General features: G+C 40.7%; 20 protein-coding genes and 1 pseudogene. 8 read left to right on the top strand and 13 right to left on the bottom strand.

All coding sequences use genetic code 11. The features are described 5' to 3' along the window. Positions 1-3: 3 nt before the first annotated feature. From JNUCC1_RS15935 to JNUCC1_RS15900, 8 genes are read right to left on the bottom strand one after another with little or no spacing between them, the layout of a single operon-like run. Entirely contained in the window at positions 4-768 is a 765-nt protein-coding gene (locus JNUCC1_RS15935) for a class I SAM-dependent DNA methyltransferase (RefSeq protein WP_231784250.1), read from the bottom strand. Further along, complete coding sequence (gene rsfS, locus JNUCC1_RS15930; RefSeq protein WP_156647158.1) at positions 749-1,102, bottom strand: ribosome silencing factor; 354 nt, start codon at positions 1,100-1,102, stop codon at positions 749-751. The genes JNUCC1_RS15935 and rsfS overlap by 20 nt, the downstream gene beginning before the upstream one ends. Before the next feature lie 18 nt (positions 1,103-1,120). Further along, a complete protein-coding gene (gene yqeK, locus JNUCC1_RS15925; RefSeq protein WP_156646467.1) occupies positions 1,121-1,693 on the bottom strand; it encodes a bis(5'-nucleosyl)-tetraphosphatase (symmetrical) YqeK in 573 nt (190 codons plus the stop codon). After that, positions 1,680-2,258 (bottom strand): nicotinate-nucleotide adenylyltransferase, encoded by a 579-nt coding sequence (locus JNUCC1_RS15920; RefSeq protein ID WP_331713894.1) that lies wholly within the window; start codon positions 2,256-2,258, stop codon positions 1,680-1,682. The genes yqeK and JNUCC1_RS15920 overlap by 14 nt, the downstream gene beginning before the upstream one ends. Beyond that, positions 2,259-2,549 carry a ribosome assembly RNA-binding protein YhbY gene (gene yhbY, locus JNUCC1_RS15915; RefSeq protein WP_156646465.1) on the bottom strand — a complete coding sequence of 97 codons (291 nt, stop codon included), beginning with the start codon at positions 2,547-2,549 and terminating at the stop codon, positions 2,259-2,261. A gap of 1 nt (position 2,550) precedes the next feature. Then, positions 2,551-3,399, bottom strand: coding sequence for a shikimate dehydrogenase (gene aroE / locus JNUCC1_RS15910; protein WP_156646463.1), 849 nt, complete (start codon positions 3,397-3,399; stop codon positions 2,551-2,553). 10 nt (positions 3,400-3,409) lie between these two features. Then, a complete protein-coding gene (yqeH, locus tag JNUCC1_RS15905; RefSeq protein ID WP_156646461.1) occupies positions 3,410-4,510 on the bottom strand; it encodes a ribosome biogenesis GTPase YqeH in 1,101 nt (366 codons plus the stop codon). Positions 4,511-4,512: 2 nt separating this feature from the next. Continuing rightward, entirely contained in the window at positions 4,513-5,028 is a 516-nt protein-coding gene (locus tag JNUCC1_RS15900; RefSeq protein ID WP_156646460.1) for a YqeG family HAD IIIA-type phosphatase, read from the bottom strand. Positions 5,029-5,383: 355 nt separating this feature from the next. Between JNUCC1_RS15900 and JNUCC1_RS15895 the strand changes: the two genes are divergently transcribed. The 8 genes and pseudogenes from JNUCC1_RS15895 to sigK all read left to right on the top strand — a co-directional run bounded on the left by JNUCC1_RS15895 (position 5,384) and on the right by sigK (position 11,850). Beyond that, positions 5,384-5,530 (top strand): sporulation histidine kinase inhibitor Sda, encoded by a 147-nt coding sequence (locus tag JNUCC1_RS15895; protein WP_156646458.1) that lies wholly within the window; start codon positions 5,384-5,386, stop codon positions 5,528-5,530. A gap of 191 nt (positions 5,531-5,721) precedes the next feature. Further along, positions 5,722-8,057: pseudogene (locus JNUCC1_RS15890) on the top strand (Na+/H+ antiporter subunit A). A 1-nt stretch (position 8,058) separates the two neighbouring features. Further along, the gene (locus JNUCC1_RS15885) at positions 8,059-8,397 is read left to right on the top strand and encodes a Na(+)/H(+) antiporter subunit C (RefSeq protein WP_156646455.1); all 339 of its coding nucleotides are present in this window, start codon (positions 8,059-8,061) and stop codon (positions 8,395-8,397) included. Beyond that, positions 8,390-9,868: a Na+/H+ antiporter subunit D gene (locus JNUCC1_RS15880; RefSeq protein ID WP_156646453.1), complete on the top strand. Its 1,479-nt coding sequence runs from the start codon at positions 8,390-8,392 to the stop codon at positions 9,866-9,868. The genes JNUCC1_RS15885 and JNUCC1_RS15880 overlap by 8 nt, the downstream gene beginning before the upstream one ends. Before the next feature lie 5 nt (positions 9,869-9,873). Beyond that, entirely contained in the window at positions 9,874-10,350 is a 477-nt protein-coding gene (locus JNUCC1_RS15875) for a Na+/H+ antiporter subunit E (RefSeq protein WP_156646451.1), read from the top strand. Further along, positions 10,347-10,658 carry a Na(+)/H(+) antiporter subunit F1 gene (locus JNUCC1_RS15870; RefSeq protein WP_156646450.1) on the top strand — a complete coding sequence of 104 codons (312 nt, stop codon included), beginning with the start codon at positions 10,347-10,349 and terminating at the stop codon, positions 10,656-10,658. The genes JNUCC1_RS15875 and JNUCC1_RS15870 overlap by 4 nt, the downstream gene beginning before the upstream one ends. Continuing rightward, entirely contained in the window at positions 10,639-11,010 is a 372-nt protein-coding gene (mnhG, locus tag JNUCC1_RS15865) for a monovalent cation/H(+) antiporter subunit G (protein WP_156646448.1), read from the top strand. Before JNUCC1_RS15870 ends, mnhG begins: the two co-directional genes overlap by 20 nt. Before the next feature lie 129 nt (positions 11,011-11,139). Further along, entirely contained in the window at positions 11,140-11,850 is a 711-nt protein-coding gene (gene sigK / locus JNUCC1_RS15860) for an RNA polymerase sporulation sigma factor SigK (RefSeq protein WP_156646446.1), read from the top strand. 61 nt (positions 11,851-11,911) lie between these two features. Here the strand turns inward: sigK and JNUCC1_RS15855 are convergent, their stop codons facing one another. The 5 genes from JNUCC1_RS15855 to JNUCC1_RS15835 form a co-directional block, all read right to left on the bottom strand. After that, positions 11,912-12,604 carry a 5'-methylthioadenosine/adenosylhomocysteine nucleosidase gene (locus JNUCC1_RS15855; protein ID WP_156646444.1) on the bottom strand — a complete coding sequence of 231 codons (693 nt, stop codon included), beginning with the start codon at positions 12,602-12,604 and terminating at the stop codon, positions 11,912-11,914. A gap of 19 nt (positions 12,605-12,623) precedes the next feature. Continuing rightward, positions 12,624-13,307, bottom strand: a complete 684-nt coding sequence (locus JNUCC1_RS15850; protein ID WP_197431771.1) for a YrrS family protein — start codon at positions 13,305-13,307, stop codon at positions 12,624-12,626. Positions 13,308-13,391: 84 nt separating this feature from the next. Then, on the bottom strand, positions 13,392-13,868 hold the full coding sequence (gene greA / locus JNUCC1_RS15845) for a transcription elongation factor GreA (protein ID WP_156646440.1): 477 nt from the start codon (positions 13,866-13,868) through the stop codon (positions 13,392-13,394). A 126-nt stretch (positions 13,869-13,994) separates the two neighbouring features. Next, the gene (gene udk, locus JNUCC1_RS15840; RefSeq protein ID WP_156646438.1) at positions 13,995-14,621 is read right to left on the bottom strand and encodes a uridine kinase; all 627 of its coding nucleotides are present in this window, start codon (positions 14,619-14,621) and stop codon (positions 13,995-13,997) included. 12 nt (positions 14,622-14,633) lie between these two features. Further along, positions 14,634-15,272 carry an O-methyltransferase gene (locus tag JNUCC1_RS15835; protein ID WP_156646436.1) on the bottom strand — a complete coding sequence of 213 codons (639 nt, stop codon included), beginning with the start codon at positions 15,270-15,272 and terminating at the stop codon, positions 14,634-14,636. Between the last annotated feature and the right edge of the window lie 32 nt (positions 15,273-15,304).

Here is a 15,304-nt window from a genome sequence, read left to right as displayed (position 1 = left end):
ATCTTATTTTCCGGCCTGTTTACGTGCAACTATGAAGAATCTTTCTGTTTCATCTGTCACATTATTGGATTTCAAAGAAAAATCACCATATAAATGACAAAAATGGAACCCTGATTGTTTTAATAAATTTTTGTATACTTTGACTGGAAACGTCCGCTGGTGGTGTAATTCCGTAAATTTTTTGTACACATCTCCTGACTTTTTAAAGAACGTTAAGTCATGATACATCTCCCCGGCTTCTTCACCTTCCAGACAAAACCATATATAACTGGCGGAATCCGTAACGTCCGCAAACGTTTGATTAATACAATGTTGTTCAACATGGAATAATGAGTGCACATCAAATACAAATAAGCCACCTGGTTTTAATATTTCTGATGTGTTCTGAAAAACGTGCAACAGTTCTTTTTCTGTCGTAATATAATTCATCACATCACAATAGCTGACAGCTGCATCCATTTCAAAACCTATATTCAATTCACGGAGATCCTGACAAATCCAGTTGATATTTACATTTGCCATTTGTGCATGCTGATCAGCCTGGCTTAACATCGCTGAAGAAAAATCAACACCCGTCATATTGTATCCTGAAGCAGCGAGTCCAGTAGTTATTTTCCCTGTGCCGCACCCAAGATCAATTACATTTTTCACTTCCGAGGTTTCATGACTGAATAGTGCTTTCGTAAACGCCACCCAATTGCCATATGGGGCTTCTTCCATAAGCGTGTCATAGACTGAAGCCATTTGCTCATATGCCATAGGTGTCATTCCGGTCTAAATTCAAATGCACATGATCTGCATCGCCCCACAAACGCTCGAGGTTGTAATAAGTACGGTCATCTTTATGGAAAACATGACAGACAACGTCACCAGTATCGACCAACACCCAACGGGCCTGTTCATAGCCTTCCAGCCGCTTAACATGAGCTCCGTTTTCTTCCAACGTATCTTTTATGCCTTTAGCGATTGCCTGGACCTGTCGTTCACTATTGCCATGACAAATTAAAAAATAGTCAGCAACGAGCGAGACGTCTTTCATGTCAAGAGCAACAATATCTTCACCGCGTTTTTCATCACAGGCCTGAGCCGCAAGCTGCACCATATCTTGTTCTTTACTCAATTATTGACCACCCTTTACATATTTAGTTAAGTCGTTATAAGCATGAAGCGTATCGGGATAAATGCCTGATTCATTGCCAGCAAGGTATATGACAGTGTTTTTAAGTGCAAGCCAACTTGCATATACCAAGTCATTCCGAGAAGCCTCCCGTACCTGATCAACACCAGGGAAATCCCGTCCTGGTTCTGTATAATCTGCTACAAATACAATCATATCCAATTGCGTCATATGGGCACGACCGGTTGTATGATAATAAATAGCATCCAAAACAGCCCTGTCTGTCACCCCATGGATTAATCGCAACATCTTCGCTCCAACAGGTGCATGCCATAATTCATGATGGTAATCAAGAAGGTCTTTTGGCAATGTCGTGGATTTAATCCACCGCACCATCTCCTGTTTCGAATGATATTTGGCATAATCATGCAAGAGACCAGCAAGTTCTGCTTGTCTGATTGAGCCCTGATGCGCTTCTGCAAGCATAACAGCTGTATCAGCTACACGTAATGTATGCTCATAACGGACTTCAGTAAGTACAGGTTTAACAATATTAATGGCGTCATTTCTGTTCATATAATCGCCTCTTGTAAATATAAGTTTCAACACATTCCGGCACCAGATACTTAATCGTCTGGCCTTCTTTAACACGACGTCTCACATCGGTGGATGAAATATCCATCAGCGGCACATCTGCCTCGATGATCGGATAATCTGTCTTCATTTTATATCCTGGACGTCCAACACCAATAAACTTTACAAGATCCAATAATCTTTCAATCTCATGCCAATGGGGCAAATATTCAACTATATCAGCACCAATTATAAAATGAAATTGTACGTCATGGTGCTTTTCTCGTAATAATGTCACTGTGTCAACAGTATATGACACACCTTTTCGTTCTATTTCAATATCATTAATATAGAAATTTTGATTTGTTTTAATGGCCTGTTTAAGCATTTGAAGACGGCTGTCAACACCCGTCCCAGAGCTTTGTTTGTGCGGCGCTTCATAGGTTGGAATAAACCATACCTCATCTAGTTGCAATGCATCACGCACGCCTTCTGCAATCAATAAATGTCCTGTGTGCGGCGGGTCAAAAGTACCACCTAGTAGTCCAATTTTTTCATCATTTGTTATTTAAGGCAGCTCCAATTGTTTATTTTCCTTAGACTCTTTGTAAAGCACAATATTATTACCGATGATTTGCACAATTTCTGCACCAGTGCCTTTTGAGAGTTGTTCAGCAACAACATCTTTATCTTCAAGACAATTATTAAGGACACTGACTTTCAGTAGTTCTCTCTTTTCAAGAGCTTCGGAAATTTGCGTAAGCATATTATCGTTAACGCCTGTTTTACCAACTTGAAAGATTGGTTTAATTTGATTGGCATGACTACGCAAATAACGTTTTTGTTTCCCTGTCAACATCTTATCCACCTTCCAATTCCAAATACATTTTTTGGGCCAAGTCCGTAACTTCCGGCGTTTGCCCCGTCCACAACTTAAATGCATGCTTGGCCTGATAAAGCAACATCTGGTGACCATAATGAACATTGGCTCCGTGTAATCTTGCTTGCCTTAACAGGCTTGTCTCAATCGGCTGATATACAATATCGCTGACAATCGCGGATGGCTTTATCCGTTCAAGTGATATGACTGCACGGTCTGATGCGGGTTTCATACCAACTGATGTCGTTTGAACAATGACATCATAGTGATCAAGAACCGACTCAGCTTCTTGCAGAGTTTTACATACAGTTTCTGTATGCGGCTTGCTCAATTGATTGACCAGAGATTTTGCAGTTTCTGTGGTCCTGTTGGCCACGTCTATAAATCTGTACCCATTTTGTACAAGAGTATCATAAATTGCTCTTGTGGCACCACCTGCACCTATAAGCAGAATTTGCAAATCCCGGTTAGCCATTTGAACAGGAAAACTGTGATTTAAAGCCTCGATAAAGCCTTCTCCATCAGTATTATACCCTGTCCACTTACCATTTAACTGGACAATTGTATTAACAGCTCCAATCCGCTCAGCTGCAGCATCTATATGATCTAAATAAGGCAATATTTTCTGTTTATATGGCACGGTTACATTGAAACCATTCCATTGTTCGTTCTTTAACTGAGTCAGCGTTTCAGTTTCGAATTGTTCAGGAGGGATTTCTAATAAGTTATAAGAGCCCTTAAGTCCTGTCTGACCCAGGAATTGTTTGTGGATTCCGGGTGAAGCGGAATGTTTTACAGGATGGCCAATCAACGCAAGTTTAAAAGTCATTACTGCACCCCTATAATAATGATTGTCGCAATGTTACAGTCGCTTCCTCGGGAATATGAACTCTGACAGAGGCCCCTGTGCTCGGAACGCTGATCCAGCCCAATCCCGGCAGTACAATATCCGTTTTTTCTTCAGGCAGCCTGTAATCATGTGATTTAAATTCAGGCAAAATGGCCAGTGTTTCAGCATCAGGAGGTGACAAAAGCCCCCCTAAATGTTCTTCAAATAAAGCCTCTGCTTTTTCAAGTTTCGTCCGGTGAATGGCCAGGTCATTAGCAAAATAGCAAACGAATGATTGACGCTCACCTTTAATAAAGTCCACTCTGGCCAAACCTCCAATAAATAAGGTTTGTTCGGGATTTAATTGATATACCCTTGGCTTGATTTCTTTATCGGGCGTGATAATTTTCAAGTCTTTATCTGATACATAGTGCACAAGCTGTTGTTTATTTACAATTCCCGGAGTATCAATTAATACACTTGTTTCGTCAAGTGGAATTTCTATGAACCCGAGCGTTGTACCTGGGAAATAGGAAGTTGTAATCACATCCCCTTCCCCAGTTGAATGTTTAATCAAACGGTTAATAAACGTCGATTTTCCTACATTGGTTGTTCCTACAATATATACGTCTTCTGTATTACGTTCGTTTTCAATAGCCTGCGCGAGTTCAACAACCCCGTGACCCTTCTTAGCTGAAATCAAAAAGACGTCCTTGACGCGCACACCGACATTCTTAGCGGAAGAACGCAACCATTTTTCCAGTTTATAGACATTAATTGATTTTGGCAAAAGATCTACTTTATTGGCCACAAGCACAACAGGACTGTTGCCCACTATACGATGAAGATTTTTCAGAAGTGACCCTTCTACGTCAAAAAGGTCAATCAGATGCACGACCAGTCCATTAGCATTTCGGATTGAACTGACCATTTGAAGAAAGTCATCGTCTGAGACAGATACCTCTTGAGATTCATTATAATGTTTCAGTCTAAAACAACGCTGGCATAAGACGATTTCTCTTTCCAGTGCTGAGGCAGGTGTATAACCCGCTTTGTTTTTATCAGTTGTCTGCAGTGTAACACCACACCCCTGACATATCAGTTCGTCCATTCTTATTCCTCCCAGGTGATTTTACCTTTTTTGCGCATGTATGCCAGAATACGACGTTCAACTTTACGGTTAAATCGTGTAAAGAATCCATCTGTTTTAACTATAGGGACGACCAGTATGGTATAAAGCCCTGCCATGTTGCCTCCAAGAACATCTGTCAAAAGCTGGTCACCTATTACAACAATTTCCTCTTTCCTTAATTCCATTTTCCGAGCAACTTGTTTAAATGCACGTTTCAAAGGTTTGCGAGCACTGAATACATAAGGTGTTCCCAACGGCTCTGAAAATACTTTAACACGCTCAAGTTTATTATTGGAAAGAATCGTTACTTTAATGCCTGCTGCTTCCATCTGGTGAAGCCAGGCTATTACCTCATCAGTAGCATTCTTGACATCCCATGGAACGAGTGTATTATCAAGATCAGTAATAATTCCTTTTATACCTTGCTCAATTAGCTGTTCAGGTTGTATATCAAATACAGTTTTTACATGTTCATTGGGCAAAAAATACTTAAACAATCATACACACCTCTTTATCGACGTTTACCTATCGCTATTCTATACATATCGTATATGAACTTCCAGCATTTTTGAAGTGACAACCATCATTTTTTTACAGTTCCCGATATATTGAGGGAATATGATTCCGGAAATCGTTCGACAAATGACGGCAAAATTCGAGTTGTGGATAACATTACCCACGAATTCCACAGGTTTTTTCCGCCAAAATACGCGATTTCTGTCAACGTTATGCACATTCTATCCCCCGCAAGTTGTTGATAAGTGCTTTCTTGTTATCACGGTTTATTCGTGGTAGATTATGGGTAGTCTATAATAAACTCATCCTTAAACGTCCCAGAGGAGGGCTATTAATATGAAAAATTTATCGGATGACCTGCTGATCGAATCCTATTTCAAAGCACGAGAATTACATTTAAGCCCGGATTTTGTGGCGCTCATTGAAAAGGAAATAGAGAAACGACAGTTAACGCTTCCCATTGAACAGTCCCATTCCACATAATCAACCCCATCTCTTTACTAAAAGAGAGGGGTTTTTATTTTTATGCAATACATTTTGTGTTAAGCTATTTCTTGGAAACTTCTTTGCCTTAAAGACGTATACAGCAGTAATGAGCACAAAACCATTTATCATCATTGTCCGCAATTTCAGCGGGCAAACCTATCAGGAAATTGAGGAGGAAGACCTATCACATGATCATCGCTGTACTTGCACCGCTTTTAGCGGCTATTTTCATACCACTCGTCAGTAAATACAAACACACCATACATACTGGTTTTTTCGTGTTACCTGTTCCATTGATCATTTTTACTTATTTTGTCACATTTATCGGCCGAGGTTTTTCGCCCCAATTGGAGCTCACCAAATGGATCCCATCCCTAGACATTAACTTTTCATTTTACTTGGATGGTTTAAGTCTTTTATTTGTACTTTTGATTTCCGGTATTGGAAGTCTGGTTGTGCTTTATTCAATTTATTACCTCGATCGCTCAGAACGTCTGGACCAATTTTATGTTTATTTGTTGATGTTTATGACAGCGATGCTCGGCGTCGTGTTATCAGATAACATTTTTGTGCTTTATACTTTCTGGGAATTGACTTCAATTTCTTCTTTCCTGTTAATCGGGTACTGGCATTTTAAAGAGCGTTCTCGATATGGAGCGCTTAAATCTATGCTTATCACCATTTTTGGCGGATTAAGCATGTTTGGTGCCTTTATTTTGTTATATGTTATTAGCGGCACAACGAGCATTCAGAGTATGATTGCTCAGAGTGATACGGTATTATCGAGTTCATACTTGCCGCTTATATTAGTGCTGATTCTTTTGGGGGCATTTACAAAGTCAGCTCAATTTCCTTTTCATATCTGGCTGCCGGATGCGATGGAGGCACCCACACCAGTCAGCGCATACTTACACTCTGCCACAATGGTTAAAGCAGGCTTGTTCTTGATTGCGCGTTTTTCTCCGCTGCTCTCTGCTTATGAATGGTTTTACATCATCGTTACCTCTGTTGGAATCATAACAATGTGCTGGGCTTCGTACATGGCAGTGCGACAGACCGATTTAAAAGCTATTCTGGCGTTTTCAACGATCAGTCAGCTGGGGATGATCATGGGTATGTTTGGTTTTGGAACTGAACTTGCGATCTTTGCAGCAGTGTTTCATATTCTGAACCATGCCACATTCAAAGGAAGCCTGTTTATGGTAGCGGGAATCATTGATCATGAAACAGGAACACGCGACATTCGGAAACTTGGAGGTCTCGCAACGATCATGCCGATCGCAGCAACCTTGACTCTGCTTGGAACTTTTTCCATGGCAGGGATCCCTTTGCCTTTCCTAAATGGCTTTTATAGTAAAGAGTTATTTATTGATTCTGCTTTACACCTTGATGGAAGCATGGCTGGACTTGCAGGTATTTTAACTGCAGCGATCCCTTATCTTGTTGTCTTAGGAAGTATATTTACATTTGTATACTCCATGTATTTCTTGTTTGGTATCTTTACAGGAAAACACAAAAAGAACAACTGCCTAAGAAAGCTCATGAAGCGCCTTTTGGCATGCTGCTTTCTCCCATAATCATGGTTGCGGGCGTGGTGCTCATCGGCTTATTCCCAAATTTGGTCAATGGCTCGTTTCTTCATCATGTACAAACCGCCGTTGCCAATTTTCCTGTTGAGGTTGAACACGTTAAATTCTGGCATGGATTTAATACGCCATTCAAGTTAACATTGGTGATTGTGATCGTTGGAACTTTTCTAGTCCTAACGAGAAAAAAATGGCAGAAAGTCTACACGATTTTGCCTGGAAAACTGAGTTTTAATAAAGCTTATGATGCCATTATAAGCAAGGTGGACACCCTATCCATGCGTGTGACAAATACGTACATGACAGGCTCACTCAGATTATATATGTTACTGATCATTGGTTCCATATTAATTGTGACGACCGCATTTATGATCTTGACAGACGGGTTTGTAATCAAATTCGATAACCTGGCTGATGTTTCTATTCTGGAGATTGTCGTTGCCGTTGTGATGGTGATTGCAGCTGTATGGACAGTGTTTACTAACCATAAAGTAGCGGCAATTCTAATTACCGGTGTTGTTGGCTATGGGGTTGCGATACTGTTTGTCATTTATCGAGCGCCTGATCTGGCACTCACGCAACTTGTTATTGAAACGGTATCTGTTGCACTGTTTCTGCTTGCTTTCTATCACCTGCCAAAACTTAAGAAACGAGATGAACCTGTTGGGCACAGAGTTATTAATGCCGTAATCTCAACCGGGTTCGGGATATTAGTCGCGATGGTCGGAATCTCCGCTCATAGCACGAACGGGTTTTCTTCCATATCCGATTACTTTATTGAAACGTCACACAAACTGGGTGGCGGTGACAACGTTGTTAACGTCATATTGGTTGATATGCGTGGGCTTGATACGTTGTTTGAGATTGCAGTACTAGGCATTGCCGCTTTGGCCATTGTTAGTTTGATTAAACTCCGGAACGATAAGGAGGCTGAATAACATGGAAATTATTATTTCGATTTTAGCAGGTATTCTTGTTGCAACCGCAGTATACAACTTGCTGCAAAAACAGTTGCTCAGAATCGTCATCGGAACAGTTCTTCTGTCCCACGGTGCCCATTTGCTTATTTTAACAATGGGAAAGCTTAAACGTGGGCAGCCGCCTATTCTGCAGGATGGTATCTCTAAATATACAGATCCGCTGCCTCAAGCGCTCATATTGACTTCCATTGTCATCAGCTTCGGGATTACCAGCCTCCTGCTCGTACTTGCTTATCGTACCGCAACAGAAAATGAAACAGATAACATGGAAGAATTAAGGGGAAAAACAAATGAGTAACCTAGCCGTACTACCAATTATTCTACCATTACTCTCGGGTATTATTGTGGCATTCTTCAGCAAGAAGGTCATGCTTTCCCGGACTCTAGCTGCCGCATTTACTTTAGTTAACGCTAGTGTTGCAGCCTACCTTGCATGGGTTGTATTTACTGATGGATCAGTTGTTCTTGAGACTGGAGGGTGGGTGGCACCATATGGCATTGTCATTGTTGCAGACCCACTGTCAGCCATCCTTGTGCTCACCACTAACATCGTGGCGCTGGCCTGTGTTTTTTATGCCCCTTATGCACTGACGGTTAAAAAGGAAAAGCATTTCTTTTACGCGTTTTATTTCTTTTTAATCTCAGGTGTGAGTGGTGCATTTCTGACAGGTGATCTATTTAACTTGTTCGTATTTTTTGAAGTGCTGCTGATGGCTTCCTATGCTTTAATTGTACTTGGTGGCGATAAAGTCCAATTGAGGGAGTCCATAAAATATGTATTAATTAACTTGTTCTCTTCAATTCTATTTGTAACAGCCATTGCATTTCTGTACGGGATTGTCGGAACAGTTAATATGGCACAGATTGCAGAGCGTGTTGGCGAAGTGGAACAGAGTGGAGCCCTGACCACAATTGCGATTTTGCTTTTGTTTGTGTTTGCCACAAAGGCGGCGTTATTCCCGCTTTATTACTGGCTTCCAAAATCATATATTGTTCCAAATCCTGTTGTTTCTGCTCTGTTTGGGGCGTTGCTTACCAAAGTCGGGATCTATTCAATCTTAAGGGTTTTTTCGCTTATATTCATCCACAAACTCGAGTTAACACATGAACTTTTCATTTGGATTGCTGCTTTGTCCATGATTTTTGGGGTTATTGGAGCATTATCAACCAATAACATCAAATTGATCATAGCCTATAACATTATCCCGGCCATAGGTTTTATCATGATGGGAATCGGCGTTTTTAACGACTCGTCTATGAGTGGGTCCGTCTACTACCTCGTTCATGATATGATTATTAAAACCGCGCTGTTTCTAATTGCAGGTGCGGTCGCATATGTTGCTGGTACCTCTGATCTTAAGAAGATGGGCGGTTTGCTGCATCATTACCCTGTACTAGGATGGCTGCTCTTCCTATCTGCGTTCGTGCTTGCAGGAATTCCACCATTCAGTGGTTTTATCGGGAAACTGCTGCTCCTTGAAGGTGCGGTTGCAAAAGATGAGATTATCATTGTAATCATTGCTTTAATCACAAGTTTGTTGATTCTCTATTCCATCATTAAAATATTTATCAATGGCTTCTGGGGTGAGAAGAAACCGTTAGAAGGCGAAAAGAAATCCACCGCCGGATTTGTGGTTCCGATCACCTTTTTACTCGCCTTTTCAGTTTTTCTCGGTGTAGGTGCAGAGTATGTATATCCGTCCATTGAATCCATTTCAACGTATTTGCTGAATCCAGATCTTTACATTGATTCAGTATTAAAGGAGTAGACATTATGGCTTTTCAAATTGTCATTAACCTCATCATCGCTTGCATGTGGATGTTTTTAAAGGAATCCTATACCTTTGCCAGTTTTGTGTCAGGGTATCTATGGGGCATCCTACTATTGCTATTGCTCAATCGTTTTATCCCAGATTCATTTTATATGCGGCGTGTCGGTAAGGTCATTAAACTCCTTCTCCTGTTCGTAAAAGAACTGCTGTTGTCGAACATAGAGATTGTTAAGCTTGTATATAAACGAAATCCTGAGTTTGAACCTGGCATATTTAAATTGCCGCTTGATTTAACAAGTAATTGGGAGATTACATTATTGGCCAACTTAATAACGCTGACACCCGGAACGCTCTCAGTAGCCGTGTCTGATGATAACTCACATATCTATATTCACGCCATGGATATAGATGATATGGATGAATCCATTCAGTCTATTAAAGATACGTTTGAAAAAGCCATCATGGAGGTGACACGATGAACGATTTATTATCACTATCTGCTCGTTTTCTGGATATTGCAGTTTTATTGAGCATAATAGGCATCTCACTTTCTCTCGTGTTGCTGCTGTATAGGATTATTAAAGGACCGACTAATCCTGATCGAGCTGTGGCGCTTGATGCGATCGGTATTAATCTGATGGGAGTAGCAGCACTTGTTTCAATCGTTCTGATCTCCTCCAAACTGAACGATGTCGTGCTGCTCATAGGGATTTTGTCCTTCCTGGGTACATTAGCCGTTGCAAAATACTTAGAGGCAGGTGTCATCATTGATCGAGACCGGAACTGAAATTTTATTGAACGTGAGTGTGGCACTGTTTCTCTTAATCGGTACCTTTTTCGTATTATCAAGCTCGCTGGGTATTGTAAGATTTCCGGATCTGTACACGAGGTTGCATGCCGCAACAAAAGCTTCAACACTTGGGATCTCCGCCATGTTAATCGGTACGTTTATATTTCTTTATGCTGAACATGACATTGTCAGTGGCAAATTGCTTCTGGCCATTATATTCATATTGCTCACAGCACCTGTTTCAGGACATATGATTTCAAGGGCGGCACATCGAAGCGGTGTTAAGCCTATTGCACCAAATCGCAGTGATGCTTACGAAGATGACATGCAAAAACAGGAAAATTATTAATACCCATTTTTAAAAACGTGTTTCCACTTTGGAGGCACGTTTCTTTTTATGGACAGACACAGACCAAGCCCCTCCCACATACAGATAAGATATAGGCATAAGCCCAACAGAAATATTGGAGGTGTTATTTTGTCCGGAATCCTAAGTGTTCTGGCAATGATTATTAAAGAAACGATGTTTTTTGTTTCTTATGTTAAAAATCATGTTTTCCCTCAACCTCTGCCCCCTGAAGAAGAAGCTGACTGCATTAAAAAAATGCAAGCAGGCGATCATGATGCACGCAATAAACTTATCGAACACAATTTACGTCTGGTCGCTCATATTGTTAAGAAATTTGATAACACTGGTGAAGATACCGAGGACTTAATTTCAATCGGGACAATCGGGTTAATAAAAGGGGTTGAGAGCTATTCCCCAGACAAGGGAACAAAGCTCGCCACATATGCTGCCAGATGCATAGAAAATGAGATTCTTATGCACCTGAGAGCACTACGAAAAGTGAAAAAAGACATTTCTCTGCACGATCCCATCGGTGAGGACAAAGAAGGGAATGAGATCAGTCTTATTGATATTCTGGAGGCGGAAAACCAGGATATTATTGAATACATTCAGTTAAATATGGAAATTGAAAAGATGCAAGAATATTTATCTATACTGGACCAACGAGAACGTGAGGTGATCATCTATCGCTACGGGCTAAACGGACAAAAAGAAATGACTCAGAAAGAAATCGCAGCGAAATTGGATATATCAAGAAGTTACGTATCCAGAATTGAAAAGCGAGCACTGATGAAAGTATTTCATGAGTATTATCGTGATGAAAGACAAAAAAGAGAATAACAGAATCGAAACAGCTCCATTTTCACTGCTTATGACTCTGATATTCCCTATGACTGTTTTGCTATTCAATATGCGGAACAGTTTCAAAGATTAACGCACTCGCATTTTGAGCAGCAGTTTCCAAAAATGTGTCAAACGAAACAGGAGATTCTTTGCCGGCGATGTCGGATAAAGCCCTGATCACAATAAAAGGCACATCATACTGATAGCAGACCTGGGCAATCGCAGCTGCTTCCATTTCTACTGCCAGAACATCTGAATGGCGATTCTGTATTTCTCTGACTCTGACCGGATCTGATATGAATGAATCCCCCGTTGCAATGACACCTTCACCAGTGCGGATGTTAAATGAATTGGCGGCTGCTCTTGTCAGTGCCGCTAATTCATTGTCAGTATGAAACTTAAAGGGCATTTGCGGTACTTGTCCATATACATAGTTAAAAGCTGTAGCATCTACATCGTGGTGGATGACAGAGGTGGAGATGACGATATCCCCAACTTCTAGATTAGAAGCGACACCACCTGCAGAGCCAGTATTTATTACACAAGCAGGCCTGTATTGTTCATGCATAATTGTAGTTGCCATTGCTGCATTTACTTTTCCGATACCCGATTTTAACAGGACTACTCTTTTCCCCTTTAGCATGCCTTCAACAAACAAGGTGTTGGCAACAACAGTCTCCTTCAATTGTGTCATTTCTTGTTTTATGAGAGCAATTTCTTCATCCATTGCACCAATAATGCCAATCGTCATATGTTACACTCCCAAGCTGCTAATTTTGAAAACGATATTTTTGGTCATTTTCTTTAAGAATTTCAACCCGTGTAGGCTTCCACCCCTCCTGATCCACCCAGGTTAAGTAAACACGGTAATGCTGGTTTTGTTCACGGTTTGAGAAAGTGGCACGCACCTTTTGGTCTCCGTTGTTTTCAAGCCATAAATAAAGAACATCTTCTTCATCGACATTTGCTGCAAGGCGCATGGCTTTTTCCATTTCAATCCGGTCTTGTGAGCCATCACTGTATGTTACAGTGTGCGGACCTGATTGCTCTGTACCAATAGGTTCCCAATGTCTTGTGAAGGCTTCTATCACATTGTCATCATCAGATTCAAGTTGTTCAGCTTTTTCGTGGTCGTCATTTGTTTCGCTGTTTTCTTGATCATTCTGTTGATTTGAACCATCCTCAGATTGCTCCTCATCATTTTGAGAGGTGTCGTTTGACTGATTTGTATGCTCGTCCGCTTCTGCATTTTTATCTTGTGTGTTATTTTCAGTTGCTTGCTTATCGTTATCTGGACTGTCATTCTCTTCAGCTCCGCCGTCTCCAAAGAGCGCAAAACCAATTAAAACGATAACCAAAATCGTTCCTGCAATGAGTAGAATTGAAATTAATTTTGTGTTCTTCCGCCTTTTTTCATGCCGGTTGATCCGTGACTGCTCATTAAAATCACTCATTTCCATCCACCTCTGAGTCAAGTATTCGATGTTAAAAAGCGGAACACCACTGTATAAACAGAGATGTGTCCGCTAAGTTAAACCTTAATCTACTTTGATAATCTTTACGTGAATATCCCCGCCTGGTGTAACAGCAGTGACCTCACTTCCTATTTCGTGACCCAAAAGACTCTTGGCCATTGGTGAATCATTTGAAATTTTACCTTCAAATGGATCAGCTTCAGCACTACCAACAATCGTATAGGTTTCTTCATCTCCATCAGGGAGTTCCTGGAAAGTAACCGTTTTACCGAGTGCCACCACATCAGAATTGGCTTCATCATTTTCAATAATGACTGCGTGACGAATCATGTTTTCCAGTTGTGCTATTCTTGATTCGACAAAAGCCTGCTCCTCTTTGGCTGAATCATACTCTGAGTTCTCGGACAAATCACCGAAGTCTCGTGCAACTTTAATCCGCTCAACCACTTCTTGTCTTTTATCCGTCTTCATATAATGTAATTCCTGTTCGAGTTTCTCTTTTCCCTCTTTAGTCATATAATAGCTTTTTTCTGCAGCCATTCTTAACACTCCTTTTTATCTATCGGTAAACAATTGGTTGTCATAAAATGTATCCTTTAAGAAAGGAATTATGACTACTATCTCAGATTTTATTAAAATCTTCAATTCTTTAATGAACTTTCATTTTTATTTAGCGGATAATATATGCTGAATTTTAGTGGCCATGATATCAATCGCCACATGGTTCTGTCCGCCCTCAGGAATAATAATATCAGCATAGCGTTTTGTCGGTTCCACAAACTGCAAATGACTGGGTCTGACATTGTTGACATACTGATCAATAACTGAGTCAAGCGTTCTGCCACGCTCTTTAATATCGCGCATCAGCCTGCGAATAATACGGATATCTGGATCTGTATCAACATATACTTTGATATCCATCAAGTCAAGAAGCCGCGGATCTTCAAGTATCAGAATGCCTTCCAAAATAATAACTTCTTTCGGTTCTACATGAATCACATCTTCTGATCTTGTATGACGCTTATAATCATAGACAGGTTTCTCAATCGGGTCATGGTTTAAAAGCTTAAACATATGATCAATAAGCAGATCGTTATCAAATGCCAAAGGATGGTCATAATTTGTCTGTAGCCTTTCTTCATACGGCAGATGACTCTGATCTTTATAATAATAATCCTGCTCAATTACAAGAATCGTAGTATCTGAAAACCGGCGACAGATGGATTTGGTAACAGAAGTCTTGCCGCTGCCGCTGCCTCCTGCGACCCCTATTACAACTGGTTTGTTTGTCATATTATGTGCTCCTTATTTCTTTTTGCTGCTTATGGCCAAGCCATCACCGAGCGGGACGATGGTTGTATGGAAATCGGGGTGTTGCATGAGCCATTCATTGTAATGCCTGATCTTCGTGACCATTGATTGATAACGTGTTGGAATATCCACTTTTCCGTACACAAATCCTCTGAACAAGACATTATCAGATACGATTACACCTGTTTGTGTCAATAAACGGACAGCTTGACCAAAATAGTTTTGATACTGTCCTTTGGCAGCATCAATAAAAACAAAGTCAAAAGGTGCCGTATCTGATAACCCTGGTAATACTTCGCGAGCATCTCCATATACAATCTCAATTTTGTCCGACATGCTTAACTTCTGGATATTTAACACCGCTTCTTTGTATCTTTGGCTGTCTTTTTCAATCGTTACAATCTCAGCCTGAGGGCAGGTGTCAGCCATACAGAGAGCAGAATACCCGATTGCTGTACCGATTTCAAGTATCCGTTTTGGTTTATGAATGCGGAGTAAATGCAGCATAAATGTCAGACTGTCTTTTTCCATTATGGGGACACGCTGATTTTTCGCTTGTTCTTGAAGATCCTGCATCCATTTCGGGTCAGTACTCCTAAACTGACACAAATATTGTTTAAGTTCTTCACTCATGATTAACACCCTATCCAGTTAAGCATGGCAAA

The organism is Lentibacillus sp. JNUCC-1, assembly GCF_009741735.1.
GTDB lineage: Bacteria > Bacillota > Bacilli > Bacillales > Amphibacillaceae > Lentibacillus_B.
Note: the sequence above shows the minus strand (reverse complement) of the source record. Positions and strands in the feature narration are given on the sequence as shown.

Excerpts from the sequence above, each read along its gene's own strand:
- yqeK (WP_156646467.1), bottom strand. The coding sequence starts at position 1,693 with ATGAACAGAAATGACGCCATTAATATTGTTAAACCTGTACTTACTGAA.
- JNUCC1_RS15895 (WP_156646458.1), top strand. The coding sequence starts at position 5,384 with ATGAAAAATTTATCGGATGACCTGCTGATCGAATCCTATTTCAAAGCA.
- yqeH (WP_156646461.1), bottom strand. The coding sequence starts at position 4,510 with ATGGACGAACTGATATGTCAGGGGTGTGGTGTTACACTGCAGACAACT.
- JNUCC1_RS15850 (WP_197431771.1), bottom strand. The coding sequence starts at position 13,307 with ATGAGTGATTTTAATGAGCAGTCACGGATCAACCGGCATGAAAAAAGG.
- yhbY (WP_156646465.1), bottom strand. The coding sequence starts at position 2,549 with ATGTTGACAGGGAAACAAAAACGTTATTTGCGTAGTCATGCCAATCAA.
- JNUCC1_RS15880 (WP_156646453.1), top strand. The coding sequence starts at position 8,390 with ATGAGTAACCTAGCCGTACTACCAATTATTCTACCATTACTCTCGGGT.
- JNUCC1_RS15855 (WP_156646444.1), bottom strand. The coding sequence starts at position 12,604 with ATGACGATTGGCATTATTGGTGCAATGGATGAAGAAATTGCTCTCATA.
- JNUCC1_RS15885 (WP_156646455.1), top strand. The coding sequence starts at position 8,059 with ATGGAAATTATTATTTCGATTTTAGCAGGTATTCTTGTTGCAACCGCA.
- JNUCC1_RS15875 (WP_156646451.1), top strand. The coding sequence starts at position 9,874 with ATGGCTTTTCAAATTGTCATTAACCTCATCATCGCTTGCATGTGGATG.
- udk (WP_156646438.1), bottom strand. The coding sequence starts at position 14,621 with ATGACAAACAAACCAGTTGTAATAGGGGTCGCAGGAGGCAGCGGCAGC.
- greA (WP_156646440.1), bottom strand. The coding sequence starts at position 13,868 with ATGGCTGCAGAAAAAAGCTATTATATGACTAAAGAGGGAAAAGAGAAA.
- JNUCC1_RS15935 (WP_231784250.1), bottom strand. The coding sequence starts at position 768 with ATGACACCTATGGCATATGAGCAAATGGCTTCAGTCTATGACACGCTT.
- JNUCC1_RS15835 (WP_156646436.1), bottom strand. The coding sequence starts at position 15,272 with ATGAGTGAAGAACTTAAACAATATTTGTGTCAGTTTAGGAGTACTGAC.
- JNUCC1_RS15870 (WP_156646450.1), top strand. The coding sequence starts at position 10,347 with ATGAACGATTTATTATCACTATCTGCTCGTTTTCTGGATATTGCAGTT.
- rsfS (WP_156647158.1), bottom strand. The coding sequence starts at position 1,102 with ATGGTGCAGCTTGCGGCTCAGGCCTGTGATGAAAAACGCGGTGAAGAT.
- aroE (WP_156646463.1), bottom strand. The coding sequence starts at position 3,399 with ATGACTTTTAAACTTGCGTTGATTGGCCATCCTGTAAAACATTCCGCT.